Source organism: Kitasatospora sp. NPDC085464, from assembly GCF_044541955.1.
Taxonomy (GTDB): Bacteria; Actinomycetota; Actinomycetes; order Streptomycetales; family Streptomycetaceae; genus Kitasatospora.
The window spans coordinates 1-25,484 of the sequence record NZ_JBITTM010000058.1 but is presented as its reverse complement, the minus strand read 5'-3'; the positions used below and the strand labels follow the sequence as shown (position 1 = coordinate 25,484).

Below are 25,484 nucleotides of genomic sequence, written 5' to 3'. Positions count from 1 at the left end.
CCGGGTAACGAGGAGGAGGACGACGGATGACCACCGGTGAGCCGGCGGACCCGCCCGTGCTGCGCCACCACCGCGACAGCCTGCTGCCCGCCGTCGCCGCCGCGCTGTCGCTCAAGGGCGGCGAGGTGCACACCCTGGCGGGCGGCAAGGACGACCGCCGCCCGGTCCTGCACCACCTGGTCACCGGCTTCCTGGACACCCTGCCGCTGGAGGCCCGCGAGCGGTTCACCGGCCGCTGCCCGGAGGCCGTCCTGCTCTCCCAGTACCTGGCCGCGGTCGACGGCCGGCGCTCCAAGCGCGCCGCCCGCAAGCCGATGAGCCTGAACGAGGCCCGCAAGGCGCTCAGGGGCTCCCGGATGACGACCCTGCGGATCCGCGAGGAGGGCGATCCGGCGCACGGTACCCACGCCCCGCCGTGCCGCTCCTGCGCGCCGATGCTGGAGCACTTCACCGTGCAGAGCGTCGCCGTCGGACCGACCGTGCGCTGACCGGTCGAGCGCCGGTCCGTCCGTCCCCCCGTCCCCGAGCCCTGGAGGCCACCCTGAATCCGCCCAGTCCGCCCCCGCCGCCGGCGACCCTCTCCGCCCCCGGCGGTGGAGCCGCCGGCGACTCCGCCACCGGCACCGTCGGGCGGACCCGCCCGCGTTTCCCCGCCGACGTCGCCGCCGAGCTGAAGGCGGCCGGCTGGCACCCCGGCCGCTGGGAGATGGGGCAGGCCGAGGAGTGGGCCGACGCCCTGGTCGGGTACGGCGCGCCCAACGGCGTGGCGCACTCGGTCTTCCCGGCAGCGGTGGAGGCCTGGGCCGAGTTCGGCGGCCTCGCCTTCGACCTGTCCGGCCCGGGCCGCCAGCTGGCCCGCACCCCGTTCCTGGTCGACCCGCTGTGCGGCCTGCACCAGCCGCGCACCCTGCTGGACCTCGGCCGGGCGCTGGGCACCCAGGTCGCGCCGCTCGGCGAGGAGGCGTACGGGCAGGCGCTGCTCGCCGTCGACGAGGAGGGCCGGGTCTACAGCCTGGACCACACCGGCGAGTGGTTCCTCGGCCACGGCATCGACCAGGCGATCACCGCGTTGGTGCTGGGCACCTCCCCGGAACGGCTGCGCACCGCCGACGACCGCTGAGCAGGGCGGGAGCGGCGGCGGTTCACCGCAGCCGCTCGGCCCGTACCGCCAGCCGGGAGGGCAGCACCGCCTCGACGCGGAACCCTCCGTCCGCCTCCGGCCCGGACGAGAAGGTGCCGCCGAGCGCGATCACCCGTTCCCGCATCCCGACCAGTCCGTTGCCCCCGCTGGGCAGCTTGGCCGCCCCCCGCTCCCCGCCCGGGCAGGCGTTCACCACGCTCACCCGCACCCCGTTCGGCGCGTACGCCAGCAGGACGGACACCTGGGCGCCGCCCGCGTGCTTGTGCGCATTGGTCAGCCCTTCCTGGACGACCCGGTAGGCGGTCTGCTCGGCCTCGCCGGTGAACTCCTGGCGGCTGCCGCTGACCGTCAGCGTCACCGCCATCCCGGCCGCCCGGGACTGGTCGACCAGCCGCGGCAGCCCGGCCAGCGAGTCCGGCTCCGGCTGCCGCTCGTCGTCCATCCGCAGCACACCGAGGATCTCGCGCAGCTCGTTCAGCGCCTGCCGGCCCACCTCGCCCATCAGCTTGGCGCTCTGCGCGGCCTTCTCAGGGTCCTTGACGACGATCCGCTCCAGCGCCCCGGCGTGCACCACCATCAGCGAGACCCGGTGCGCCACCACGTCGTGCATCTCGCGGGCGATCCGGGTGCGCTCCTCCAGCCGGGCCCGGCGGGCACGCTCCTGCGCCTGTTCGGCCAGCAGGTCCAGCTCGGCCTCCAGGCCGTGCGCGCGGTCCTTGAGCGACTCGATCAGCCGCCGCCGCGCGCCCACGTACAGGCCCGTCACCACCGGGGGGACGGTCAGCCCGACCGCGACCAGCACCGCTATCAGGACCTGGCCCCACAGCGGCGGCGGCTCCGCGGCCGAGTCGCCGGGGGTCAGCATCGACACCATCATCACGGCGACCGCCTCGGCGAAGGCCAGCGCGGACAGCGCCACCACCCGCCATCGCCGCGAGGGCCACTCCCAGGTCTCCGCCAGCGTGTACAGCGCCACGACCAGCAGCAGGACGCCGAGCATCCCCGGCATCGCGAGCAGGGTGACCAGCACCGGAACGGCCGGCCAGCGCCGGCGCAGCACCAGCGAGCCGCCGGCCAGCGAGCCCAGCACCGCGACGCCGATCACGCCGGCGGTCGACAGGTCGACGCGGGCGGAGAGGAAGGCGATCGTGCTGACCGAGCACTCCAGGGCGGCGAGCACGGCCAGCCCGATGTCCAGGAAGGCGCTGCGCGGCCGCTTCCACCACCAGAACGACCGGTCCTGTGCGCGCTCCCCCGGCGACAAGCTCATGCCCGACAGACTATGCGGCAATCCCCACCCCTCCCCACCGGGATTGTCCGGCACACCTTCCGAGTCCGCCAAGTGGTCCAGACCACCGCCGCTTTTCGGCAGCTCTGTCCGCCATCCGGCCACCTCGCGGACAGCGAACGCCCCGACACCTATGCTGGTCGCGTCGGACAGCGCGGTCCGCACGCGTCACAACCGCCACACGCGTGTGGACCTGTGACGATGAGCCGTTGCCGAACCCCACCACCACAGGGAGCCAGCCGTGACCGCTCCGGTCCCCGCCCCGGCGGACAGCCCCACCAGTCATGCCAGTGCCGTCGCCGGCCCCGACAACTCGGCCCTGCGTGCGGACATCCGCCGCCTCGGCGACCTGCTCGGCGAGACGCTGGTCCGCCAGGAGGGCCCCCAGCTGCTGGGCCTGGTCGAACAGGTCCGCCTGCTCAGCCGCACCGACGGCGAGGCCACCGCCGAACTCCTCTCCGACATCGACCTGGACACCGCCGCCAAGCTGGTCCGGGCGTTCTCCACCTACTTCCACCTCGCCAACGTCACCGAGCAGGTGCACCGCGGCCGGGAGTTCGCCACCCGCCGCGCCCGGGAGGGCTCGCTGCTCGCGCAGACCGCCGACCAGCTCGCCGAGGCCGACCCCAAGCACCTCGCGGACACCCTGGCCCACCTCGCGGTCCGCCCGGTCTTCACCGCGCACCCCACCGAGGCCGCCCGCCGCAGCGTCCTCAACAAGCTGCGCCGGATCGGCGAACTCCTCGACCGCATCCACCGCGAGGAGCTCGCCTCCGGCCTCGTCGCCGCCGACCCGGCCCGCACCAGCAGCGCCAAGCGCTCCGCCGACCGCCGCCTCGCCGAGGTCATCGACCTGCTCTGGCAGACCGACGAGCTGCGCATCGCCCGCCCCGAGCCCACCGACGAGGCCCGCAACGCCGTCTACTACCTGGACGAGCTCTACCGCGAGGCCGTCCCCGAGGTCCTGGAGGAGCTGCAGGAGGAGCTCGCCCGGGTCGGCCTCAACCTGCCCGACGGCGTCCGCCCGCTCACCTTCGGCACCTGGATCGGCGGCGACCGCGACGGCAACCCCAACGTCACCCCGCGGGTCACCTGGGACGTCCTCAACCTCCAGCACGAGTACGGCATCAAGGACGCCCTCGACGCCATCGACGACCTGCGCAACACCCTCTCCACCTCCGAGCGGCTGGCCGGGGCCTCGGTCGAACTGCTCGCCTCGCTCAACAACGACCTGCACCTGCTCCCCGAACTGAGCCCGCGCTACAAGCGGATGAACGCCGAGGAGCCCTACCGCCTCAAGGCCACCTGCATCCGGCTCAAGCTGGAGAACACCCGCGAGCGCCTGGCCGGCGGCACCCCGCACATCGACGGCCGCGACTACCGCGGCACCCGCGAACTCGTCGCCGACCTGCGGCTGATCCAGGACTCGCTGCGCGCCCACCGCGGCGAACTCATCGCCGACGGCCGCCTCGCCCGCGCCATCCGCACCATCGAGGCCTTCGGCCTCCAGCTCGCCACCATGGACGTGCGCGAGCACGCCGAGGCCCACCACCACGCCCTCGGCCAGCTCTTCGACCGTCTCGGCGAAGAGGCCTGGCGCTACGCCGACATGCCCCGCGAGTACCGGCAGAAGCTCCTCGCCAAGGAACTCCGCTCCCGCCGCCCGCTCGCCCCGACCCCGGCCCCGCTGGACGAGGCCGGCACCAAGACCCTCGGCGTCTTCAACACCATCCGCGAGGGCTTCGAGCGCTTCGGCGACGAGATCGTCGAGAGCTACATCATCTCGATGTGCCAGGGCGCCGACGACGTCTTCGCCGCCACCGTGCTGGCCCGCGAGGCCGGCCTGATCGACCTGCACGCCGGCGTCGCCAAGATCGGCATCGTGCCGCTGCTGGAGACCACCGACGAGCTCCAGCAGGCCGACCGCATCCTCGACGAGATGCTCTCCGACCCCTCCTACCGCCTGCTCGTCTCCCTGCGCGGCGACGTCCAGGAGGTCATGCTCGGCTACTCGGACTCCTCCAAGTTCGGCGGCATCACCACCTCCCAGTGGGAGATCCACCGCGCCCAGCGCCGACTGCGCGACGTCGCCCACCGCTACGGCATCCGGCTGCGCCTCTTCCACGGCCGCGGCGGCACCGTCGGCCGCGGCGGCGGCCCCTCGCACGAGGCCATCCTGGCCCAGCCCTGGGGCACCCTGGAGGGCGAGATCAAGGTCACCGAGCAGGGCGAGGTCATCTCCGACAAGTACCTGCTCCCCTCCCTCGCCCGGGAGAACCTGGAGCTCACCCTCTCCGCCACCCTGGCCGCCTCCGCGCTGCACACCGCCCCGCGCCAGGCCCCCGAGGAGCTGGCCCGCTGGGACGCCGCGATGGACCGGGTCTCCGAGGCCGCCCACACCGCCTACCGCGGCCTGGTCGAGCAGGAGGACCTGCCGAAGTACTTCTTCGCCTCCACCCCGGTCGACCAGCTCGCCTCGCTGCACCTGGGCTCCCGCCCGTCCCGCCGCCCCGACTCCGGCGCGGGCCTGGACGGCCTGCGGGCCATCCCGTGGGTCTTCGGCTGGACCCAGTCCCGCCAGATCGTCCCCGGCTGGTACGGCGTCGGCTCCGGCCTCGCCGCCGCCCGCGCGGCCGGCCTGGGCGACGTGCTGGACGAGATGTACGGCGAGTGGCACTTCTTCCGCAACTTCCTGTCCAACGTCGCCATGACGCTGGCCAAGACCGACCTGCGGATCGCCCGCCACTACGTCGAGCAGCTGGTGCCCGGCGAGCTGCGCCACGTCTTCGACCAGATCAAGGACGAGCACGCCCTCACCCTGCGCGAGGTGCTCCGGCTCACCGGCGAGAGCGAACTGCTGGAGCACAACCCGGTGCTGAAGCAGACCTTCGCCGTCCGCGACGCCTACCTCGACCCGATCTCCTACCTCCAGGTCGCGCTGCTGCGCCGCCAGCGCGAGGAGGTCTCGGCCGGCCGCCACGACGACCCGCTGCGCGCCCGCGCGCTGCTGCTCACCGTCAACGGCATCGCCGCCGGCCTGCGCAACACCGGCTGACCCCGGGAACGCGGAGGGGCCGACGGCGCGCGCCGTCGGCCCCTCCGCGTTCCGGTCAGCGCGGCCGCACCTCGATCACCTCCGACCCGTAGCGGGCCAGGACGTCGGCCCTGACGGCCGCGAACTGCGGGGTGTGCACGAGCACCCCGGTGCCGTCCTCGGAGATCGTCACCCCGGAGATGGTCACCCCCCGCGCCGCCCAGTAGCCACCGTCGTCGACCGTGATCCGCCGCGCCAGCGCCAGGTAGTGCCGACGCGACCCCGGCACGTCCACGAAGTTGATCGTGACCCCGTGGTGGCTCACGGCGGCCGACACGACGGCGTCGAGGTCGGAACCCGGCACCCGCATGACGTACACCTGGCGGTCCAGGGTCTCGCAGACGCCGAACCAGTGGTCCGGGTACTTGTCGGCCCCCACCCTCCTGATGTCGGCGGCCACCCGGACCGGGTCGAGGTCGAGGGCGTCCGGCCCCCCGCTCGTGCTCGCCCCCGCGGACGGCACGTACGGGGGCGTCGTCGTCGACGACACGGGCGGCGGCACCGACGGCAGGCCGGACGGCCCGCTCGACGGCGGCCGCGAGGACGTCGTCCCCGAAGCCGTCACCTGGTCCCACGTGGGCAGCCGCAGCGAGGCCGGCCCGCCCTGGCAGAGCAGCAGCGGCCCCCCGGTGTCCGGCGCCGACGACGACGGCGAGCCCGGTGACGCCTGCGGGACGGGCGGCCGGCTCCCCGTCCCCGGGGACGGGGACGGGGACGGGGACAACGACCCCCCGCCCACGACCTGGGCCGACCCCCGTACGGCCCCGGTCGTGCTCCCGCCCCACTGCGCCAGCGCGCCCACTCCCAGGGCGAACACGGCCGCCCCCGCCACCGACCGCACCACCAGGCGCGACCGCGCCCGGCGCCGACCGGCCTCCCGCAGTCGGGGCAGCGGCGGACTGGCCGCCACCGACCCCGCCCGCGCGCCGAGCCGGACGACCAGTTCCTCCTCGAACCCGTCCGGGTGTTCAGCCGCCATGCCCCACCATCTCCCTCGCCGGTGCCAGCTCCTGCCGGAGCGTCCTCATCGCCCGCGCCAGATGCGTCTTCGCCGTGGCCTCCGAGCAACCGAGCTCCTGCGCGACCCGCGCCACCGGCAGGTCGACGTAGTAACGCAGCACCACCACCGCCCGCTGCCGGGGCGGCAGGGCCCGCAGCGCCGCCGCCAGCTGCTCGTCGTGCTCGGCCACCGTCGCCTCCGGGGAGTCCGGCAGCACCGGCGTGAGCACCTCCCGCCGGGTGCGCCGCCAGCGCGAGACGTGCGTGCGGACCATCGTCGTCCGGACGTACCCCTCGGCGGCCGCCACGTCCCGGATCGCCGTCCGCTTCGGGTACACCCGGGCCAACGCGTCGTGCAGCAGGTCCCGGGCGTCGTGGACGTCCCCGGTGATCAGGTACGCCCCCCGCAGGAGGGCCTGGTAGCGAGCCGCGACGAACTCGTCGAACGGATCGGCCCCCGAGCCCCCCGGGCGCAATGATTCGCGCTTCATACCCCCATGACGCCCGGCGCGCCGGAAACGGATGACACCCCCGGGAAAGTACGACGAAGGGCCGGTGCCCACCGTCGTGGACACCGGCCCCTGAGGACTCGTGACTACTCCGCGGGCTCGCCCGCGCGCCGGCGCTTCAACCACAGCGCCGCTCCGCCGCCCGCCACCAGCAGGCCGCCGCCGACCGCCAACAGCCCCGCGTCGGGGCCCATCGACTCGCCGAGCACCGGCTGGGCGGCCGGCTCCGGGGCGATCAGCGGATCCGGCTCCGCCACCGGGTCGGCGTGCGCCAGCGCACCGCTCGACAGCAGCACTCCGGCCGCCCCCAGCGCACCGGCCGTACCGATCCGCCGTCCGAACTGCTTCAGCCGGACCACCCGGATCCGCCGCAGCGGGCGGACCGGACCCAATCCCCGCATCGAGAACTCCCCAGGACTCGTTCGCGTACCCGGGCCGACGCTATCCGATCCCGCACAGGCTTCTCACACGGATTCAGGTTTGACCGGTCAAGCGTTGTACGACTGTTGCGTACCCGCCACGACTGTTGACGGACGTTCAGGAGTTGTACGTGCCCTGGGCCCGCTCCAGACCCTCGGACAGCAGCGCCTCCACCGCGTCCGCCGAGCGGTCCACGAACCACTCCAGTTCCTTGCGCTCGGTCGAGGAGAAGTCCTTCAGCACGAAGTCCGCGACCTCCATCCGGCCCGGCGGGCGGCCGATCCCGCAGCGCACCCGGTGGTACTCCGGGCCCAGCGACTTGGTGATCGACTTGAGCCCGTTGTGGCCGTTGTCCCCGCCGCCCAGCTTCAGCCGCAGCGCCGCGTAGTCGATGTCCAGCTCGTCGTGGACCGCGATCAGCGCGGCGGCCGGCACCTTGTAGAAGTCGCGCAGCGCCGTCACCGGCCCGCCGGAGAGGTTCATGAAGGACATCGGCTTGGCCAGCACGACCCGCTTGCCCGCCAGCCGCCCTTCGGCCACCTGCGCCCGGCTCTTGTGCGCCTTGAACCTGGCGCCCATCCGCTGCGCCAGCAGGTCCACCACCATGAACCCGATGTTGTGCCGGTTCCGGGCGTACTGCTCGCCCGGGTTGCCCAGCCCGACCACCAGCCAGGGGCCCTCGTACTCGTCCGCCATCGCGCCCTCACTCCTCGCCTTCACGCTCGACGCCATCATCCCCGGAGACACCGCGTCCCGGACACACCGCTGCCCCGGCCGCTCCAGCGGGAGCGACCGGGGCAGCGGTCAAAGCTTTCGGGGCGAGGCTCAGGCCTCGGCGCCCTCGACCTCCTCGGTCTCCTCCTCGGCCGGGGCGGCCTGGGCGGCGATGACCTGCAGGACGACGGCGTCGGCGTCGACGGCCAGGGCGACACCGGCCGGCAGGACGATGTCCTTGGCGTGGATCGAGGCGCCGGCCTCCAGGCCCTCGACCGAGACGGTGACGGCCTCGGGCAGGTGGGTGGCCTCGGCCTCGATCGGCAGGGCCTGCAGGACGTGCTCCAGCAGGTTGCCGCCCGGGGCCAGCTCGCCCTCGGTGTGGACCGGAACCTCGACGTTGACCTTCTCGCCACGCTTGACCAGCAGCAGGTCGACGTGCTCGATGGTGCGCTTGATGGCCTCGCGCTGGACGGCCTTCGGCAGGACGTACTCGTCCTTGCCCTCGATCGGGACGACCAGCAGGGCGTTCGGGGTCTTCAGGGCCATCATCAGGTCGTGGCCGGGCAGGTTCAGGTGAACCGGGGCGTGGCCGTGGCCGTAGACGACACCGGGGACGAAGCCGGCGCGGCGGGCGCGACGGGCGGCACCCTTGCCGAACTCGGTACGGGTCTCAGCGGCAATACGGATCTCGGACACGACTGCACTCCTCGTGGAAAATGGCGCGGGGGTGCAGGCAACGCGAAAAACCGCCGGGACCACACCCTCAGTACGTTCGGGGGTCACTCGGCGGCAACGGCCTGCCGGCGGACGGGAATCCGGCACCGGCAGCGCGTCGATCACGGAGCGAGCGCCCGTCGAGCAGGCACACGGCATCCCTCGCCGAGCAGTTTCACGAGTCTAACCGCACCTACCGCCTCCCGCGAAATCGGCGGCGGCCCCGGCCCGCTGGGGACCGGGGCCGCCTGCGCGGGCTTCGTCAGTGCACGCCCTCGAAGAGGCTCGTGACCGAGCCCTCCTCGAACACCTCGCGGATCGCGGCGGCGATCGACGGGGCGATGGACAGCGTGGTGATCTTGTCCAGCTGGAGCTGCGCCGGGGTGGGCAGCGTGTTGGTGAACACGAACTCGCTGACCCGCGAGTTCTTCAGCCGGTCCGCGGCCGGGCCGGAGAGCACACCGTGGGTGGCCGCCACCAGGACGTCCGCGGCGCCGTTCTCGAACAGCGCGTCGGCCGCGGCGCAGATGGTGCCGGCGGTGTCGATCATGTCGTCGACCAGGACGCAGACCCGGTCCTTCACGTCACCGACGACGTCGGCCGACAGGATGGTGTTGGCCTGGGTGATGTCGCGGCGCTTGTGGATGATCGCCAGCGGGGCGTCCAGCCGGTCGCACCACTGGTCGGCCACCTTCACGCGGCCGGCGTCCGGCGAGACGACGGTCAGCTTGGAGCGGTCGACCTTCTCGCCGATGTAGTCGGCCAGCAGCGGCAGCGCGAACAGGTGGTCCACCGGGCCGTCGAAGAAGCCCTGGATCTGCGCGGTGTGCAGGTCCACGGCCATCAGGCGGTCGGCACCGGCCTGGCGCAGCAGGTCGGCGACCAGCCGGGCCGAGATGGGCTCGCGGCCGAGGTGCTTCTTGTCCTGGCGGGCGTACCCGTAGAACGGCAGGATCGCGGTGATGCTCCGGGCGGAGGCCCGCTTCAGAGCATCGATCATGATCAACTGCTCCATGATCCACTGGTTGATGGGAGCCGTGTGGCTCTGCATCACGAAGCAGTCCGCGCCGCGGGCGGACTCCAGGAAACGGACGTAGATCTCGCCGTTGGCGAAGTCCAGGGCCTTGGTGGGGACCAACTCGGTCCCGAGCGCCGCGGCCACCTCCTTCGCCAGCTCCGGGTGGGCACGGCCGGAGAAGAGCTTCAGCTTCTTCTCACCCGACGTCGTGATCCCGCTCACTGCACCGTCTCCTCGCGTTTGCGGACGCTGAACCCGCGACCCGGTGCCGGGCAGGCGAGGCCCACGCGCGGTACGGGGTCGGGGAATTGTCGGTACGCCTGGACACGGGCGGTAAGCCCAGTGGCGCACGTATGTCCCCAAGGTTACGCGCCCGCGCAGAAACCGTCCGCCCCGGGACCGCCCCGCGGTCCCGGGCCCGCCGCGTCAGGCCTCCGCGGCCGCGTCCGTCGCGGCCTTCGCGGCCTGCGCCGACACGGTGCCGGGGCGCTTGCGCTCGACCCAGCCCTCGATGTTGCGCTGGTACGCGCGGTTCACGCCGAGCGCGCCCGGCGGGACGTCGCTGGTGATCACCGAACCGGCGCCGGTGTAGGCGCCGTCACCGATGGTCACCGGGGCGATGAACATGTTGTCCGAGCCGGTGCGGCAGTGCGCGCCGATGACGGTGCGGTGCTTGTTCACGCCGTCGTAGTTCACGGTGACCGAGGCCGCGCCGACGTTGGTGCCCTCACCGATCGTGGCGTCGCCGATGTACGAGAGGTGCGGGACCTTGGCGCCCTCGCCCAGCTCGGAGTTCTTGATCTCGACGTAGGTGCCGACCTTCGCCTTGCGGGCCAGCTTCGCGCCCGGCCGCAGGTAGGCGTACGGGCCCGCGACGGCCAGCTCGCCCACCTCGGCGCGGTCGGCCGTGGTGTTGCTCACACGGGCACCGGCGCCGATCAGGGTGTCCTTCAGGGTGGAGTTCGGGCCGACCTCGCAGCCCTCGGCCAGGTGGGTGGCGCCCTGCAGCTGGGTGTTGGGCAGCACCACGGCGTCCGGCTCGTAGCTCACCTGGACGTCGAACCAGGTGGTCGCCGGGTCCACCACGGTGACGCCCGCGCGCATCGCCCGCTCCAGCAGGCGGTCGTTCAGCAGCCGGCGGGCCTGTGCCAGCTGGACCCGGTCGTTGATGCCCAGGATGTCCCGGTGGTCCTCGGCGACCACGGCGCCGACCCGGTGGCCCGCCTTGCGAAGGATCTCCAGGGTGTCGGTCAGGTACTCCTCGCCCTGCGAGTTGTCCGTGGTGAGCGCGGCCAGCGCCTCGACCAGCAGCTTGGCGTCGAAGGCGAAGACGCCCGAGTTGATCTCGGCGATGGCGCGCTGGGTGTCGGTGGCGTCCCGCTCCTCGACGATCGAGGCGACCGTGCCGTCCTCGTCGCGCAGGATCCGGCCGTAGCCGAAGGGCTCGGGGACGACGGCGGTCAGCACGGTGACGCCGTTCTGCTGGGCGGTGTGCGCGTCCGCCAGCCGGCGCAGGGTCGCCCCGGTCAGCAGCGGCGAGTCGCCGGCGGTGACGATCACCGTGCCGTCCAGGACCACGTCGTCCGCGGCCAGCGCCTCCAGCGCCGTCCGCACCGCGTGCCCGGTGCCGTTCTGCTCCTCCTGCACCGCGGTCCGCACGGCCGGGTAGTGCTCCACCAGGTGCCCCTGGACCTGCTCGCGCTGGTGGCCGACGACCACCACGAGCTGCTCCGGCGCCAGTTCCCCGGCCGCCGCCACCGCGTGCCCCACCAACGACCGTCCGCACACCTCGTGCAGCACCTTGGGCAGCTTGTTCGACTTCATCCGGGTCCCGCCTCCGGCGGCGAGCACGACAACGGCGGCAAGCGAATTGGCACCCATGCGGGGAGGCTCCTCGGTAGGTTCACAGAGAGGGCAGAGCGGACCCGGCCGGGACCCAGGCCGGTCGCCATATGCACAGTCCGCCGAGCAGCACCGACAATACCGGCGTGATGGGAGACGCCCGAACCGGAGGCGTGCAGAGGCTCCGCCGCTAGGATTCGAACCCAGACAAAGGCCTCCAAAGGGCCCTGTGCTGCCATTACACCACGGCGGACAGACGTGTCAGACCCTACCCGAGCGGACCCCACCGTGGGTATCGACTTGCGCCGATCCGAGGCCCGGATTCGAGCCCCCCGACCGATCTCCCCGGGCCCCGGGTTCATCCATCCAGTCGGGTGAATTCACTCAAGTGCCGCGCGGTGGAGTGTTCCCCTGGACACGGAGTGCAACCTACGATGCCGTAAGTTACGCCGACGTAGGCTCCGCTTCTCTCCCGTTCCGGGACGCCGCAAAGGGACGCCCATGACCATCCAGGCAGGCGAGGCGCGCGCGGGGACCACCGCGTCCCGCACTCCGACTCCCGAACCCGATCCCGACACCGCAGCCACGCAGCTGTCCGCCACCCGTGGCGGGGAGAAGCAGGGCGTGGCCGAGCGGCTCGCGCTCGGCCTGTTCATCCTCGTGCCGTTCACCGCACTGCTGGCCGCCGTACCGGTCGCCTGGGGCTGGGGGCTGGGGTGGACGGACGTCGCGATCACCGTCTCCATGTACTTCCTCACCTGCCACGGCATCACCGTCGGCTACCACCGCTACTTCACCCACAGCGCGTTCAAGGCCGGCCGGCCGATGCGCCTGGCCCTGGCCATCGCCGGGAGCCTCGCCGTCGAGGGCCCGCTGGTGCGCTGGGTCGCCGACCACCGCAAGCACCACCGGTACAGCGACAAGGACGGGGACCCGCACTCGCCCTGGCGCTACGGGGAGAGCGTCCCGGCCCTGCTGAAGGGCCTGTGGTGGGCGCACATGGGCTGGATGTTCGACGAGGAGCAGACCCCGCAGCTCAAGTACGCCCCGGACCTCGTCCGCGACCCGGCCATAAGGCGGATCTCCCGGCTGTTCTGGCTCTGGACCACGATCTCGCTGCTGGTGCCCCCGCTGGTCGGCGGCCTGGTGACGCTGACCTGGACGGGCGCGCTGTCCGCCTTCTTCTGGGGTTCGCTGGTCCGGGTGGCGCTGCTGCACCACGTCACCTGGTCGATCAACTCGATCTGCCACGCCGTCGGCCGGCGCCCGTTCCGCTCCCGGGACCGCTCCGGCAACGTCTGGTGGCTCGCGGTGCTCTCCTGCGGCGAGTCCTGGCACAACCTGCACCACGCCGATCCGACCGCGGCCCGGCACGGGGTGCTCCGCGGGCAGATCGACTCCTCGGCCCGGCTGATCCGCTGGTTCGAGCTGGCCGGCTGGGTCCGGGACGTCCGCTGGCCGGACGCACAGCGGATCGCCGCCCGCCGCACCGCATGAGGCGGCGCTTCCAGCATGATGTAGGGGTGAACGGGAGCAGCGCAGACACCACAGGCGGTCACCACGGCACGCGGACGGACGCGGCGCCCGCCCGTCCGCGGGCCGCTGCACCGGCGGGCGGGCCGGCCGACGGGGCCGACGCCCCGGCCGCCCCGCGCCGCCGGGGCGGCCGGGTCCGGATGACCGGCAAGCAACGGCGCGAGCAGCTGCTGGAGATCGGCCGGACGGTCTTCGCCGAGCGCGGCTACGACGGCACCTCGGTGGAGGAGATCGCCGAACGCGCCGGGGTGTCGAAGCCCGTCGTGTACGAGCACTTCGGCGGCAAGGAGGGCCTGTACGCGGTGGTGGTGGACCGCGAGATGCAGCTGCTGCTCGACATGGTGACCGGGGCGCTGACCGGCGGGCACTCGCGCGAGCTGCTGGAACAGGCCGCCTTCGCGCTGATGGACTACATCGACACCTCGACGGACGGCTTCCGGATCCTGGTCCGGGACTCGCCGGTGGCCCAGTCGACCGGCACCTTCGCCTCGCTGATCAGCGACATCGCGACCCAGGTGGAGGACATCCTGGGCCTGGAGTTCAAGTCGCGCGGCTTCGACGCGCGGCTGGCCCCGATGTACTCGCAGATGCTGGTCGGCATGGTCGCGCTGACCGGCCAGTGGTGGCTGGAGGTCCGCAAGCCGGACAAGGCGACGGTGGCGGCGCACCTGGTGAACCTCGCCTGGCATGGCCTGGAGGGCCTGGAGCGGCACCCGAAGCTGGTCGGCGACCGCAAGGGCTGAGCCCCGGCTATCGCTTGACCCCCACCGCGAAGATCCGCCGGAACGGGAAGACCGTCCCGGACGGCCCGGCCGGGTAGGCCTCGCGCAGCAGCCGCCCGTACTCGGCGAGGAAGGCGGCCCGGTCGGCCGGATCGGTGAGCCGGGTCAGGACGGGGCGCAGCGCGGTGCCCTTGACCCACTCCAGGACCGGGTCCGGCCCCGGCAGGGCGGTGAGGTAGGTGGTATCCCAGACGTCCGGGTCGCAGCCGGCGGCGGCGAGGGCTTCGAGGTAGCGCGCGGGCGGGTGGACCCCGGCCCGGACGGCGTCCTCGCCGAGCAGGGCGCGCCAGCGGGTGCTGCGGCGCAGGTCGGCGAGCAGGGTGTGGCTCGGGGCGTCGAAGTTGCCGGGGACCTGGAACGCGACGACGCCGCCCGGGCGCAGGGCGGCGGCCCAGCGCGGGACGATGTCGAGGTGGCCGTCCACCCGTCCCTCCTCGCCCGCCTTCGGCGAGGAGGGTCCCTGTCGGGGCCGGCGATCGCTCCGGTTCATCCACTGGAGGGCGGCGTTGGAGACGACGAGGTCGGGCCGGGCCGGGGCCGGGTCGTAGTCGCGGGCGTCGGCGAGCAGGTAGTCGGCGTCGGGTTCGCCCTCGGCACGGGCGGTGGCGAGCATCGGTGCGGAGTTGTCGACGCCGGTGATGCGGGCGTGCGGCCAGCGTTCGCGCAGGACGGCGGTGGAGTTGCCGGGGCCGCAGCCGATGTCGAGGACGGTCTCCTCGCCGGGGTGCGGAAGGGTGGGGACGCGGGCGAGCAGGTCGCGCAGCGGGCGGGTGCGTTCGTCGGCGAAGCGCAGGTACTGCGCAGGGTCCCAGGCGGTGGTGCTCATGGTTCACCTCACAGGTATCTCGATATCAAGATATCTCGGTGAAGCCTCGTCGGCACATTTCTCGATGTCAAGAGACTTCACATCGACACATCCACCGATACACTGATCGTCATGGAGGACGAGGTCGACAGGCTGGTCGCAGCATGGCGCCGGGAGCGCCCCGACCTCGACGTGGAGCCGCTGGAGGTGCTCAGCCGGGTCAGCCGGCTCGCCCGGCACCTGGACCGCGCCCGCCGCACCGCCTTCGCCGAGCACGGCCTGGAGCCCTGGGAGTTCGACGTCCTGACCGCCCTGCGGCGGGCCGGCACCCCGTACCAGCTCTCCCCCGGCCAGCTGCTCACCCAGACGCTCGTCACCTCCGGCACCATGACCAACCGGATCGACCGGCTCACCGGCAAGGGCCTGGTCAAGCGGCTGCCCGACCCGGACGACCGGCGCGGCGTCCTGGTGCGGCTCACCGACGACGGCCGCGACCGCGCCGACCAGGCACTCGCCGGGCTGCTCGCGCACGAACGCGAACTCCTCGCCCAGCTCACCTCCGGCCAGCAGACCGAACTCGCCGCACTGCTGCGGCTGCTGATCGCCCCGTTCGACAACATCCCGGGCTGAGCCGCGACCGGCCTACGCCCGCTCGACGGTCGCCGCCACGGACGGCGGCGGTACGGCCGGTGGCGGCACGGCCGGCTCGGCGGGGCTGACCCCGGCCCGTCGGGCGACCGCGACGGCGGCCAGCGTGGAGTGCACCCCGAGCTTGCCGAGCACGTTCTGCATGTGCGTCCGGACGGTGTGCGGCGACAGGTAGAGCCGTTCCGCGACGGCCTGCCGCCCCAGGCCGGCGACCATGCAGCGCAGGATCTGCTTCTCCCGCGGGGTGAGGGTGTCCACCAGGCGCTCGCTCTCGGTGCGGTCCCGCCGCGCGGTGGTCAGTTCGCGGATCACCCCGGTGAGCAGCGCGGGCGGCAGGTGCGTCTCGTCCCGCAGCACGCCCCGGACCACCGCGAGCAGCCGGGCCAGTGAACTCTCCTTGGCCACCCAGCCGGTGGCGCCCGCGTGCAGGGCACGGGCGGCGCGATGCGGATCGTCGGCGGTGGCCAGCACGACGGCGCGCAGACCGGGGTGGGCGCGGCGGAGGCGGGCGAGCAGGGTGATGCCGTCGGGCGGCGGGGCGCCGGGTCTGAGCTGGTCCGCCCGGAGCGGGTCGGCCGCCGACCGGGCCCCGCCGGGCGGCGCACCCGGCACCGCGGCGGACGACAGCGGGGAGGGCGCCCCGGGTGGTGCGGCCGGCCGCCGCGGCGGCGGTACGGGCGGGGCCACCCGGCGCCGGGCCTCCTCGGCGGGGTCCGTACCGGGCCGTCTGCGGGCCGTCGGCGGAGCCGCCCCGGGCGGCCCGACCGCTCCGGCCCCACCGGCCGCTCCGGCACCTGCGCCCCCGCCGGCCCCGAGATCGGCGTCGATCAGCGCCACGTCGTAGGCCCGGCCCTCGGCGGCGGCGCGCTCCAGCGCCCGCTCGGCGGCGGCCGCACTGCCGGCCGCGCCCACCTCCACGTCGGGCTCGGCGGCGAGCGCCGCGGCCAGTGCTTCGGCGAAGATCCGGTGGTCGTCGACCACCAGGACGCGAATCCGCCCCATCGTCCCTCCCCCTGCTCAGACCGCCCGAGCCCGGGAGCGGGGACCGGCCCGGCGTCCGCGTTCCGGACCCGCCGTTCCGCCCGCCCACCGGTGGCCGGTGAGATCGAAAGGGCGCCGGCCCCCACCGGTACCGCACTCAGCGTACGGGGTCGGGAAACGCCCTCGTGGCGATTTGGTGAAGTTTCGTCAGAAGGTGCGTGAGTGTCCGGACTTGGTTCCCGGGCCGTGCCGCGCCACCGTCGCGGCCGCCGTTCCCGGACGTTCCGGGTGCGGCGGCCGCGACGGCCGGCGGCCGTGCCGGGCCCGCCGACAAGGCATGCAGGGCCTACAGGGCCTCTACAGGCCGTTCTTCTCCAGGGTGAACTTCCAGGCGTCGGCGACGATGTCGTCCAGGCTCGGGCGGCGCGGGGTCCAGCCCAGCGCCTCGTGGGCGCGGGCGGCCGAGGCCACCAGCACCGCCGGGTCGCCGGCCCGGCGGCCCTCGACCTGCACCGGGATCTCCCGGCCGGTGACGCGCTTGACCGACTCGATCACCTCGCGCACCGAGAAGCCGCTGCCGTTGCCCAGGTTGCAGATCAGGTGCTCGCCCGACGTGGCCGCGCCCAGGGCCAGCAGGTGGGCGTCGGCCAGGTCCGCGACGTGGATGTAGTCGCGGATGCAGGTGCCGTCCGGGGTCGGGTAGTCGTCGCCGTACACCGCGATGTGCGGGCGCTGCCCGAGCGCGGCCTGGAAGACCAGCGGGATCAGGTGCGACTCGGGGTCGTGGCGCTCGCCGTACGCACCGTACGCGCCGGCCACGTTGAAGTAGCGCAGCGAGACGGCGGCCAGGCCGTGGGCGACGGCCTCGCTGGTGATCAGGTGGTCCACGGCGAGCTTGGTGGCGCCGTAGGTGTTGGTCGGCGCGGTGCGGGCGGTCTCGGCGATCGGCACGGCCTCCGGCTCGCCGTAGGTGGCCGCGGTGGAGGAGAACACGAGCTTGCGCACGCCCGCCGCGCGCATCGCGCTGATCAGCTCCAGCGAACCGGCCACGTTGTTGCGCCAGTACTTCTCCGGGTCCACGACCGACTCGCCGACCTGCGAGGAGGCGGCGAAGTGCAGCACGCCCTCGAAGGAGCCGTCCAGGACCTCGCCGGCCTCCTGGATCCGGCCCTCGACGAACTCGGCACCGGCCGGAACGCCCTCGCGGAAGCCCGTCGAGAGGTCGTCCAGGACGGTCACCTGGTGCCCCGCCTCCAGCAGGTGGGCGGCCACCACGCTGCCGACGTAGCCGGCGCCACCCGTGACCAGGTACTTACTCATGTTGCGACCTCCAGCGGGCGATGGTCCGCGCGGTGGGCGTGGCCATCGACGGAATCCGTACGACTGGGGCCATTCTCCCAACCCGCCGGGGTGCTCCGGACCACCCGGGCAGCTGCTCGCAGGCTCTTCACCAAGTCATCAGCCCCCGGACATCCGCTCCAGCAGCCCGGTGCGCGCCGCCACCGCGGCCGCCTCCAGGCGGGTCCGCGCGCCGAGCTTCATCAGCACCCGCTGGACGTGCGTCCGGGCGGTGCTGGCGGCGATCCGCATCCCGGCGGCGATCGCGGCGGTGTCCTCGCCGTCCGCGATCCGGGCCAGCACCTGCACCTCACGCCGGGTCAGCAGGCGCAGCAGCCGGACGGCCTCGTCGTCCGGTTCGGCCGCCGGGCGCAGCAGCTGGTCGAACGCGCCGCGCAGGACGTCCACCGTGACCGCGGCCTCACCCGCCCGGGCCCGCCCGATGGCCCGCTCGACGACCTCGATCCGCTCGTCGCTGGGCACGTACCCGGCCGCGCCGGCCGCGAACGCCCCGGCCACACCGCGCAGTTCGCCCACCGGCCCGAGCACGATCACCGCCACCTCGGGGCGCTCCCGGCGGATCCGGCGCAGCCCGTCGAAGGCGCCCGGCTCCCCCGGCGCGGCCACCCCCAGCAGGCACACCTCGGGCCGCCGGCCGGCCACCAGGTCAGCGGCGACACCGGCCGGGGAGCCCACCGCGAGCACCCGGTGTCCGCGCAGCTGGAGCGCGGTGGCCAGCGCCTCGGCCAACAGCCGGTGGTCGTCCACCACCACGAGTCGAACGCCCATGACGCCCTCCCGGTCAGGGTTCGGCTCGCGCCCGCGCCCTTCGGGCGGGCGGCCGATGACGCACCATCACAGCGCATTCCGTACCCGACCCGCCAGCCGTCGCGCGTCGACTGCGGCCGGAAACGCGAAAGACCCCCGCCAGAGGCGGGGGTCTTCCAGTTGAGCCCCCATGCGGAATCGAACCGCAGACCTTCTCCTTACCATGGAGACGCTCTACCGACTGAGCTATAGGGGCTTGCCGGGTTTTTGTTTTCCCGGGCCGGTCGAACAAGGAAGACATTACACGGCCGTCGGCCCGGAAGGGAAATCGGCTCCGCTCCGGGCTTCCCGATCGCTCCGCGGCCTCGATCGCCGGCGGGCGCCGTGGCCCGCGCGCGTGTTCCGCGGCCCCAGTCCTCGGTGTGCGCGGCGTCAGCCCTCGGCGTGCGCGGCGTCGAACTCCTCGCGGGCCGCCATCATCTGCCCGGCGCGATGCTCGGTCCACTGCCCGACCGGGGTGACCAGCTCGGCCAGCTCGCGCCCGAGCGGCAGGAGGTCGTAGACCACGCGCGGCGGCGTCTCCGGGAACACCGTGCGGAGCACCAGGCCGCTGCGCTCCAGGTTGCGCAGGGACTGGGTGAGCATCTTGCGACTGACCCCGCCGACCCCGCGCTGGAGCTCGGAGAAGCGCTGCGGCCCGCAGGCGGCGAGGCTCATCAGGATCAGCAGCGACCACTTGTCGGCCAGCTCGGCGAACACCTCGCGGCTGGGGCAGAGCCGGGCGAAGAGGTCGAACCCCTGCTCCGCCGCGCCTTCCGGCCCGCCCGGCTCCTGCTGCTCCTCGCGCTGCCCCGCCCGGGCCCGGGTCGCTTCCTCCGTCGTCATGCCCTCCAGGGTAGCCCGCCGGTCTCCAATCCGCCCTTGGTAACCAATGGAGACCTGGTCTATATTGGAGACCACAGACGGACCGGGGTCGGCCGGGCCGCGTCAGTGCGTCCTGCCCCGGCGCCGTGCCCTGTCCTCTGCCGTCTGCATTCCGCTTTCTGCTTGCCGCCTGCTGCCGTCGCACCGGCTTCCGCCGGTCCACGCCGTCCCCCTGGAGCGCCCACATGACCGCCATCCGCCCGACCGTCGTCCTCGCCTACCACTCCGGCTACGGCCACACCGCCGTGATCGCCGAGGCCGTCGCCCGCGGCGCCGCCGCCGCAGGTGCCGAGGTCGTCCAGATCGCCGTCGACACCATCACCGAGGAGCAGTGGGCCCAGCTGGACGCCGCCGACGCGATCGTCTTCGGCTCCCCCACCTACATGGGCACCGCCTCCGGCGCCTTCCACGTCTTCGCCGAGGCCTCCAGCAAGCGCTGGTTCACCGACGCCTGGAAGGACAAGGTCGCGGCCGGCTTCACCAACTCCGCCTCCAAGAGCGGCGACAAGGCCGGCACCCTCGGCTTCTTCCAGACCCTCGCCGCCCAGCACGGCATGAACTGGGTCAACCTCGGCCTCAAGCCGGGCTGGAACGCCACCACCGCGTCCGAGAACGACCTCAACCGCCTCGGCTTCTTCAGCGGCGCCGCCGCCTCCTCCCCCTCCGACGCCGGCCCGGAGGCCGTCCACAAGGCCGACATCGCGACCGCCGAGCACCTCGGCGCCCGCGTCGCCCAGCACACCGCCGTGGTGCTGGCCGGCCGCGCCGCCCTGGCCGGCTGACCGCTCCGACCGAGGCGGTCCGACCGACCCGCTCGGCCCGACCCGACCGCCCCTCGCGCGCGCCTACGCCGCCGGATCCGCCCCCAGCAGGGGCGCCCGGCGGCGTCCGCCGTCCACCGCCCCGAGCTCGGCGCCGGTGGTCTCCGGCAGCAGCCGCAGGCAACCCAGGGCCAGCACGCCCAACCCCGCCAGGTACCAACCCACCGGCTGCGCCGTCCCGTACGCCTCGGTCAACCGCGTCGCCACCAGCGGGGTCGTCGCCCCGCCGATCACGCCGCCCAGGTTGTACGTCAGCGCGGCACCCGTGTAGCGCACCCGCGTCGGGAACAGCTCCGGCAGGAACGCCGCCACCGGCCCGAACATGCACCCCAGCACCACCATCGCGCCCGCCAGCGCGACGAACATCAGCGACCGGCTCGCCGTCTCCAGCAACGGGAACAGCACCAGCGACCAACCCGCGGCGAGGACCGTCGCCCACCACAGCGTCCGCCGCCGGCCCCACCGGTCGCTGCGCGCGGCACTCAGCCACACCGTCGCGGCCATCCCCACCGCGCCGATCAACAGCATCGTCAGGACCAGCGTGCTCGCCACCCCGAGCCCCGAGGTCGCGTACGCCAGCGCGTACGTCGTGGTCAGGTAGAACAGCGCGTACCCCACCGTGATCGCCCCGCCGCCCGCCAACACCGGGCGCCAGTGCTCACGCAGCACCTCCAGCGACGGCGCCCGCTCCCCACGCCCGGCCGAGCGGAACAGCGGCGACTCCTCGATCCGCAGCCGCACGAACAACCCCACCGCGACCAGCGCGAACGAGGCCAGGAACGGCACCCGCCAGCCCCAGGCGCGGAACGCCCGCTCGTCCAGCCCGAGTTGGAGCGCCAGGAACACCCCGTTCGCCAGCACGAACCCGCACGTCGGCCCCAACTGCAGGAACCCGCCGTACCGCCCCCGCCGTTCGGCCGGCGCGTTCTCCGCGATCAGCAGCGCCGCCCCGCCCCACTCCCCGCCCAGCCCGACGCCCTGGCACACCCGCAGCGCCACCAGCACGGCGGGCGCCCACCACCCCCACGCCGCGAACCCCGGCAACACCCCCACCGCCGCCGTCGCCAACCCCATCAGCAGCAGCGACACCACCAAGGTCGCCTTCCGCCCCACCCGGTCCCCGAAGTGCCCGAACACCACCGCCCCCAACGGCCGGGCCAGGAACGCCACCGCGTACACCGAGAACGCCGCCAACAGCGCCCCCACCGTGCCCAGTCCGGGGAAGAACACCGGCCCGAACACCAAGGCGGCCGCCGTCCCGTAGATGAAGAAGTCGTAGAACTCGATCGCCGTCCCGATCAGCGCCGCGGCCGCGGCCCGGTGCAACTGGCCCGCCTGTCCCGGCTGTTCCGCCCGCTTCGACCGCTCCGCCTGCCCCGACTGCCCCAACTGCCCCAACTGCACTGCCTGCCAGGCATCCTCCGCATCCATACCAGCACCCTCACCACCCCGCCCCACCCCCACCAGCCCCCACCCGGGTGACCACGGCGCACCCCCGCGGACCCGCGCCCGGCCCGCACCCCACGCGCTCCCCGCAGCCCGCCGAACCCGGCCCCACCGCACGTATGCTGACCGTCCGGAGACCATCTCGACATACGGGGGGAAACCGTGCCGGGCCCCTATTCACGCGCCGCTCTCGCCGTCAATCCGGCCGTACTGGAAAACTGCGGGCAGACCGCCCAGCACCTCGGCAGCCGGATCCCGTCCGAGACGACGAAGATCACCGCCCCCGGCGACCAGGCCGCCGCCGCCCTCCGGGGCTGGCTCACCGGGCCCGCCATCCACGACTGCGCCGCCGGCTGGAAGACCCTGCTGGACAAGCTCGCCGCCGACATGGCCGGCAGCGGCACCAAGCTCTCGACCGCCGCAGCCGACTACCGCCGGAACGAACAGAGCCTGTCCACGGCCCTGACCGGCAGCGCGGCAACCACCCCGTACGCCCACCGGCCCCCGGCCGCCGACCCGTTCGGAACCGTCCTCACCAAGGACCTGTCCCCGGCCGCCGAAGCCGCCCGGACCAACGGCGCCGGCAAGGCCCGGTGAGGCCGATGGACATCGCCACCCTCCGGAACGCCGACATCAACGGCATCACCACGGCCGGAGCCGCCTACGACGCCCTCGTCACCGCGCTGGGACGGCACGCCGAGTCCTGGCAGCACGAGGTCGCCGACCGGCTCGGCGCGGCACAGTGGACCGGGACCGCCGCCGAGAACGCCACCGCCGAGATCCAGGCGATCGGCACCGAACTCCGACTCGCCGCGCAGGAACTCTCCTTCGTCAGCCGGGCCCTCGCCGAGGCCGCCGAAGGCTTCGCCGCCGCCCAGGCACACCTGATCAACGCCCTGGACGACGCCGAGAAGCAGAAGTTCACCGTCGCCCCCGACGGGCGCATCACCTGGGACGCCGAACCCACCTCCGCGAACCACCCCGGCGACCGGGCCGAAGAGACCGCCAAAGAACTCGGCCGCCGCATCACCGCCGCCCTCAACGAGGCCGCCCACGCCGACTCGGAGATCGCACAGCGGCTCAACCACCTCGCCCGCAACGCGAGCAGCGGCACCGGCCTGGACGCCGCCACCGTGCGGAAGGACCGGGAAGCGTTCGCCGCCCGCGAGGCCGTACCCCCCACCGGAACCGACCCGGAGGCCGTGAAGCGCTGGTGGGACAGCCTCACCGAAGCCCAGCAGCAACGCTTCGTCCTCAACCACCCCGACCGGATCGGCAACCTCGACGGCATCCCCGCCGTCGCCCGCGACCAGGCCAACCGGATCAACCTCGCGCGGAGCAAGCAGGACCTGCAGGCCCGGCTCGACCGGCTCGGCCCCGAGCCGGCGCAGTTCCTCGGCTGGGCCAAGGGCGAGCCCATCCCGAACCCCGACTACGTCGCATGGCACCGCCGGCAGCAGGACCTGCGGGAGAAGCTGACGGCGATCGCGGCCATCGAGGGCCGCCTGACCGGCGACGGTGCGGAATCCCGCGACGGCACCCCGGCCTACCTGCTCGGCTACGACACCGAGGGCAAGGGACGCGCGATCGTCTCCGTCAACAACCCCGACACGGCGGACAACGTGGTCACCCTGGTCCCCGGCACCACCTCCCGGCTCGCCACCGCCATCGGAGACGTCGACAAGGCCGACGAGATGGTCAGGGCCGCCGACCGGACCGACCCCGGCAGCCCCAGGACGACCGCCGCCATCGCCTGGGTCGGCTACGACGCCCCGCAGAACATCTTCCCGGAGGCGTCCACCGACGCGTACGCCGAGAACGCCGAGGAGGACCTGGCCCGCTTCCAGCACGCCCTGCGCACGACCCACGAGGGCACCCCCTCGCACAACACCCTCATGGGCCACAGCTACGGCAGCGTCGTCGTCGGCTTCACCATGCGCGACCACACCCCGCCGGTGGACGACGTCGTCCTCGTCGGCAGCCCCGGCGTCGGCGTCGACCACGCCGAGGACCTGAACATCGACCCCTCCCGCGTCCACGTCGCCCGGGGAAGCCAGGACACGATGATCAAGACCGCCGCCGGCACCGGCCTCCTGTTCGGACGCGACCCCATGGACACCGACTTCGGCGCCCGACACCTCCCGGCCGGCACCACCGACCACTCCCACTACTGGCTGCCCGGCACCGAATCCGTCAGGTCCTTCGGCGCCGTGATCACCGGCAACGGGAACGACCGGTGAGGCCACACCGGGCGATCGCGGCCACGGTGACCGCCGGACTGCTGTGGACGGTCCCGGCGTGCACCGGCGAAACCGACGCCCCCACGATGACGCGGGCCCAGGCGAAGCAGCAGACCGCGGACTACGCGGGGCAGGCCATCGCCGACCTGCCCCAACCGGTCACCACAGCGAACGGGCGGGAGAACGGCACCAACTGCTTCAAGAACGACGCCCCCTCGGAGTACGACGGCCGAGTCGTGGAGGTCACCGAAAAACGCCTCGCCGGCATCCCGGCGGACCGCCAGGCCGAATACGTCGAACGGCTCCGGGCCCGGATCGAATCCATGGGCTTCCACCGCGACGACTCCGAAGCCCTGCGCACCTCCATCCACTTCACGAACGCCGCCAACCGCTTCACCGGCTCCATCGACGGCATCGGCAGCTCGCACGGGATGCTCGTCATCGGCTTCACCTCCCCCTGCGTGTGGCCCGACGGCACCCAGCCCCCGCGCTGACCACCCGCCGCCCGCCGTCTGCCCCGGCGCATCGTCCGGACCTGGACTACTTCGTGTACGGGTTGTCCTCCGGCGCCACTGGCGGCTGGTACGACGGCGGCGGCGCCGCACCCATCGGCTGCTGCTGCGGCACCGGCGGCACCTGAGCCCCGGGCTGCACGGCCGACTTCCGCCGCCGCACCACGAAGAGCGCACCACCGGCCACCAGCGCCAACCCGGCCACCACACCACCCACGATCGGCACCACACTGCCCGACCCCGACGACGCATCAGCCTTCGGCTGCGCCGACGGCGCACCCGCCGCCACACCGCCCGTCGGGCTCGGCACCGACGGCGCGGGAGCCGACGCGGAGGCCGAAGCAGAAGCCGACGGGGCCCCCGACGGCGAAGCCGCGTCAGCCGCGAGCGGCGACACATCCGCCGGCCCCGGATCACCCGGATCCGTCAACGCAACACGCGGCCGAACCGCACCCCAGCCGGCACCGTCCGTACGGCCGTCGCCGCCATTGGATCGGCCGGCGGTATTGATGAGCACCCGCAGAACCTGATTCGCAGTCCACTCCGGGTGCACCGCCCAGACCAATGCAGCCGAGGCGGACGCCAGGGCGGTCGCATCGGATGTGCCGTGACCTTTGCAGTAGCCCGACGGTTCCGTGCAAGCCGCAATCGTGTCCTTGCCCGGCGCGACAAGCGCTACCTGAGGCCCTCGCTCGGACTCGTCGGTCACGGTCCCATTCCGGTCAACCGCCCCGACACCCACGACGTTAGGAAGCCCGCCCGGATAGTCGATCGGATTCCCCGACTGGGCCTCATTTCCCACAGCAGCAAAGATCAGCACGCCCTTCGCGCGCGCTGCGGCAAGAATTTTGTTCAGCTTTGCCACATCTGCCGGGACGGCTGTTACCGAATTGATTCCCTGCGAAATGCTGACGACCTTGACTCCCTGGTCTACTGCATAT

Annotated in this window: 25 protein-coding genes and 2 tRNA genes; 10 read left to right on the top strand and 17 right to left on the bottom strand. The window is 73.2% G+C overall.

Annotated elements, in window-relative coordinates; all coding sequences use genetic code 11:
* The first annotated feature begins 26 nt into the window (after positions 1–26).
* Together ACIGG8_RS36350 and ACIGG8_RS36345 are read left to right on the top strand one after the other, a co-directional pair.
* Complete coding sequence (locus ACIGG8_RS36350) at positions 27–488, top strand: YwqJ-related putative deaminase (RefSeq protein WP_350526145.1); 462 nt, start codon at positions 27–29, stop codon at positions 486–488.
* Between the two features lie 53 nt (positions 489–541).
* Complete coding sequence (locus ACIGG8_RS36345) at positions 542–1,120, top strand: SUKH-3 domain-containing protein (RefSeq protein WP_396552906.1); 579 nt, start codon at positions 542–544, stop codon at positions 1,118–1,120.
* Positions 1,121–1,142: 22 nt separating this feature from the next.
* Here ACIGG8_RS36345 and ACIGG8_RS36340 read toward each other — a convergent pair whose 3' ends face one another.
* Positions 1,143–2,411 carry a histidine kinase gene (locus tag ACIGG8_RS36340; protein ID WP_350526144.1) on the bottom strand — a complete coding sequence of 423 codons (1,269 nt, stop codon included), beginning with the start codon at positions 2,409–2,411 and terminating at the stop codon, positions 1,143–1,145.
* Between the two features lie 337 nt (positions 2,412–2,748).
* Here ACIGG8_RS36340 and ppc point away from each other — a divergent pair, with 337 nt between their 5' ends.
* The gene (gene ppc / locus ACIGG8_RS36335) at positions 2,749–5,484 is read left to right on the top strand and encodes a phosphoenolpyruvate carboxylase (protein ID WP_396552905.1); all 2,736 of its coding nucleotides are present in this window, start codon (positions 2,749–2,751) and stop codon (positions 5,482–5,484) included.
* 55 nt (positions 5,485–5,539) lie between these two features.
* Here the strand turns inward: ppc and ACIGG8_RS36330 are convergent, their stop codons facing one another.
* The 8 genes from ACIGG8_RS36330 to ACIGG8_RS36295 all read right to left on the bottom strand — a co-directional run bounded on the left by ACIGG8_RS36330 (position 5,540) and on the right by ACIGG8_RS36295 (position 11,995).
* A complete protein-coding gene (locus ACIGG8_RS36330; protein ID WP_396552891.1) occupies positions 5,540–6,502 on the bottom strand; it encodes a hypothetical protein in 963 nt (320 codons plus the stop codon).
* Entirely contained in the window at positions 6,492–7,013 is a 522-nt protein-coding gene (locus ACIGG8_RS36325) for a SigE family RNA polymerase sigma factor (RefSeq protein ID WP_396552890.1), read from the bottom strand. The genes ACIGG8_RS36330 and ACIGG8_RS36325 overlap by 11 nt, the downstream gene beginning before the upstream one ends.
* A gap of 104 nt (positions 7,014–7,117) precedes the next feature.
* A complete protein-coding gene (locus tag ACIGG8_RS36320) occupies positions 7,118–7,432 on the bottom strand; it encodes a hypothetical protein (RefSeq protein WP_350526140.1) in 315 nt (104 codons plus the stop codon).
* A 136-nt stretch (positions 7,433–7,568) separates the two neighbouring features.
* Positions 7,569–8,147, bottom strand: a complete 579-nt coding sequence (gene pth, locus ACIGG8_RS36315) for an aminoacyl-tRNA hydrolase (RefSeq protein WP_350526163.1) — start codon at positions 8,145–8,147, stop codon at positions 7,569–7,571.
* Positions 8,148–8,276: 129 nt separating this feature from the next.
* Positions 8,277–8,864 (bottom strand): 50S ribosomal protein L25/general stress protein Ctc, encoded by a 588-nt coding sequence (locus ACIGG8_RS36310; RefSeq protein ID WP_396552889.1) that lies wholly within the window; start codon positions 8,862–8,864, stop codon positions 8,277–8,279.
* 280 nt (positions 8,865–9,144) lie between these two features.
* The gene (locus ACIGG8_RS36305; RefSeq protein ID WP_396552888.1) at positions 9,145–10,122 is read right to left on the bottom strand and encodes a ribose-phosphate diphosphokinase; all 978 of its coding nucleotides are present in this window, start codon (positions 10,120–10,122) and stop codon (positions 9,145–9,147) included.
* A gap of 204 nt (positions 10,123–10,326) precedes the next feature.
* Positions 10,327–11,781 carry a bifunctional UDP-N-acetylglucosamine diphosphorylase/glucosamine-1-phosphate N-acetyltransferase GlmU gene (gene glmU / locus ACIGG8_RS36300; RefSeq protein ID WP_396552887.1) on the bottom strand — a complete coding sequence of 485 codons (1,455 nt, stop codon included), beginning with the start codon at positions 11,779–11,781 and terminating at the stop codon, positions 10,327–10,329.
* 143 nt (positions 11,782–11,924) lie between these two features.
* Positions 11,925–11,995 (bottom strand) — tRNA-Gln (locus ACIGG8_RS36295).
* Between the two features lie 248 nt (positions 11,996–12,243).
* Between ACIGG8_RS36295 and ACIGG8_RS36290 the strand changes: the two genes are divergently transcribed.
* Together ACIGG8_RS36290 and ACIGG8_RS36285 are read left to right on the top strand one after the other, a co-directional pair.
* A complete protein-coding gene (locus ACIGG8_RS36290; RefSeq protein WP_350526136.1) occupies positions 12,244–13,239 on the top strand; it encodes a fatty acid desaturase in 996 nt (331 codons plus the stop codon).
* A 179-nt stretch (positions 13,240–13,418) separates the two neighbouring features.
* The gene (locus tag ACIGG8_RS36285) at positions 13,419–14,021 is read left to right on the top strand and encodes a TetR/AcrR family transcriptional regulator (RefSeq protein ID WP_350526162.1); all 603 of its coding nucleotides are present in this window, start codon (positions 13,419–13,421) and stop codon (positions 14,019–14,021) included.
* 7 nt (positions 14,022–14,028) lie between these two features.
* On the opposite strand, the gene ACIGG8_RS36280 is transcribed toward ACIGG8_RS36285, so the two are convergent.
* Complete coding sequence (locus ACIGG8_RS36280) at positions 14,029–14,886, bottom strand: methyltransferase domain-containing protein (RefSeq protein WP_396552886.1); 858 nt, start codon at positions 14,884–14,886, stop codon at positions 14,029–14,031.
* A 111-nt stretch (positions 14,887–14,997) separates the two neighbouring features.
* On the opposite strand from ACIGG8_RS36280, the gene ACIGG8_RS36275 reads away from it, so the two are divergent.
* Positions 14,998–15,495, top strand: a complete 498-nt coding sequence (locus ACIGG8_RS36275) for a MarR family transcriptional regulator (RefSeq protein ID WP_350526134.1) — start codon at positions 14,998–15,000, stop codon at positions 15,493–15,495.
* A gap of 12 nt (positions 15,496–15,507) precedes the next feature.
* Here the strand turns inward: ACIGG8_RS36275 and ACIGG8_RS36270 are convergent, their stop codons facing one another.
* The 5 genes from ACIGG8_RS36270 to ACIGG8_RS36250 all read right to left on the bottom strand — a co-directional run bounded on the left by ACIGG8_RS36270 (position 15,508) and on the right by ACIGG8_RS36250 (position 19,485).
* The gene (locus ACIGG8_RS36270) at positions 15,508–16,515 is read right to left on the bottom strand and encodes a LuxR C-terminal-related transcriptional regulator (RefSeq protein ID WP_396552885.1); all 1,008 of its coding nucleotides are present in this window, start codon (positions 16,513–16,515) and stop codon (positions 15,508–15,510) included.
* Positions 16,516–16,851: 336 nt separating this feature from the next.
* On the bottom strand, positions 16,852–17,814 hold the full coding sequence (gene galE / locus ACIGG8_RS36265; protein WP_396552884.1) for a UDP-glucose 4-epimerase GalE: 963 nt from the start codon (positions 17,812–17,814) through the stop codon (positions 16,852–16,854).
* 138 nt (positions 17,815–17,952) lie between these two features.
* Complete coding sequence (locus ACIGG8_RS36260; RefSeq protein ID WP_350525998.1) at positions 17,953–18,621, bottom strand: response regulator transcription factor; 669 nt, start codon at positions 18,619–18,621, stop codon at positions 17,953–17,955.
* Between the two features lie 162 nt (positions 18,622–18,783).
* A tRNA-Thr gene (locus ACIGG8_RS36255) sits at positions 18,784–18,856 on the bottom strand.
* Positions 18,857–19,032: 176 nt separating this feature from the next.
* On the bottom strand, positions 19,033–19,485 hold the full coding sequence (locus tag ACIGG8_RS36250) for a winged helix-turn-helix transcriptional regulator (protein ID WP_396552883.1): 453 nt from the start codon (positions 19,483–19,485) through the stop codon (positions 19,033–19,035).
* A gap of 224 nt (positions 19,486–19,709) precedes the next feature.
* Here ACIGG8_RS36250 and ACIGG8_RS36245 point away from each other — a divergent pair, with 224 nt between their 5' ends.
* Positions 19,710–20,306, top strand: a complete 597-nt coding sequence (locus ACIGG8_RS36245) for a flavodoxin family protein (protein WP_350525996.1) — start codon at positions 19,710–19,712, stop codon at positions 20,304–20,306.
* Between the two features lie 63 nt (positions 20,307–20,369).
* On the opposite strand, the gene ACIGG8_RS36240 is transcribed toward ACIGG8_RS36245, so the two are convergent.
* Complete coding sequence (locus tag ACIGG8_RS36240; protein WP_396552882.1) at positions 20,370–21,776, bottom strand: MFS transporter; 1,407 nt, start codon at positions 21,774–21,776, stop codon at positions 20,370–20,372.
* A gap of 177 nt (positions 21,777–21,953) precedes the next feature.
* Here ACIGG8_RS36240 and ACIGG8_RS36235 point away from each other — a divergent pair, with 177 nt between their 5' ends.
* Genes ACIGG8_RS36235 through ACIGG8_RS36225 form a run of 3 tightly spaced genes read left to right on the top strand, consistent with a single transcriptional unit; the run spans position 21,954 to position 24,525 of the window.
* On the top strand, positions 21,954–22,388 hold the full coding sequence (locus ACIGG8_RS36235) for a hypothetical protein (RefSeq protein WP_396552881.1): 435 nt from the start codon (positions 21,954–21,956) through the stop codon (positions 22,386–22,388).
* Between the two features lie 5 nt (positions 22,389–22,393).
* Entirely contained in the window at positions 22,394–24,031 is a 1,638-nt protein-coding gene (locus ACIGG8_RS36230) for an alpha/beta hydrolase (RefSeq protein WP_396552880.1), read from the top strand.
* Positions 24,028–24,525 (top strand): hypothetical protein, encoded by a 498-nt coding sequence (locus ACIGG8_RS36225; RefSeq protein WP_396552879.1) that lies wholly within the window; start codon positions 24,028–24,030, stop codon positions 24,523–24,525. Before ACIGG8_RS36230 ends, ACIGG8_RS36225 begins: the two co-directional genes overlap by 4 nt.
* Before the next feature lie 46 nt (positions 24,526–24,571).
* Here the strand turns inward: ACIGG8_RS36225 and ACIGG8_RS36220 are convergent.
* Positions 24,572–25,484: S8 family serine peptidase (locus tag ACIGG8_RS36220; RefSeq protein WP_396552878.1), on the bottom strand; the 913-nt coding region annotated here is incomplete at its 5' end.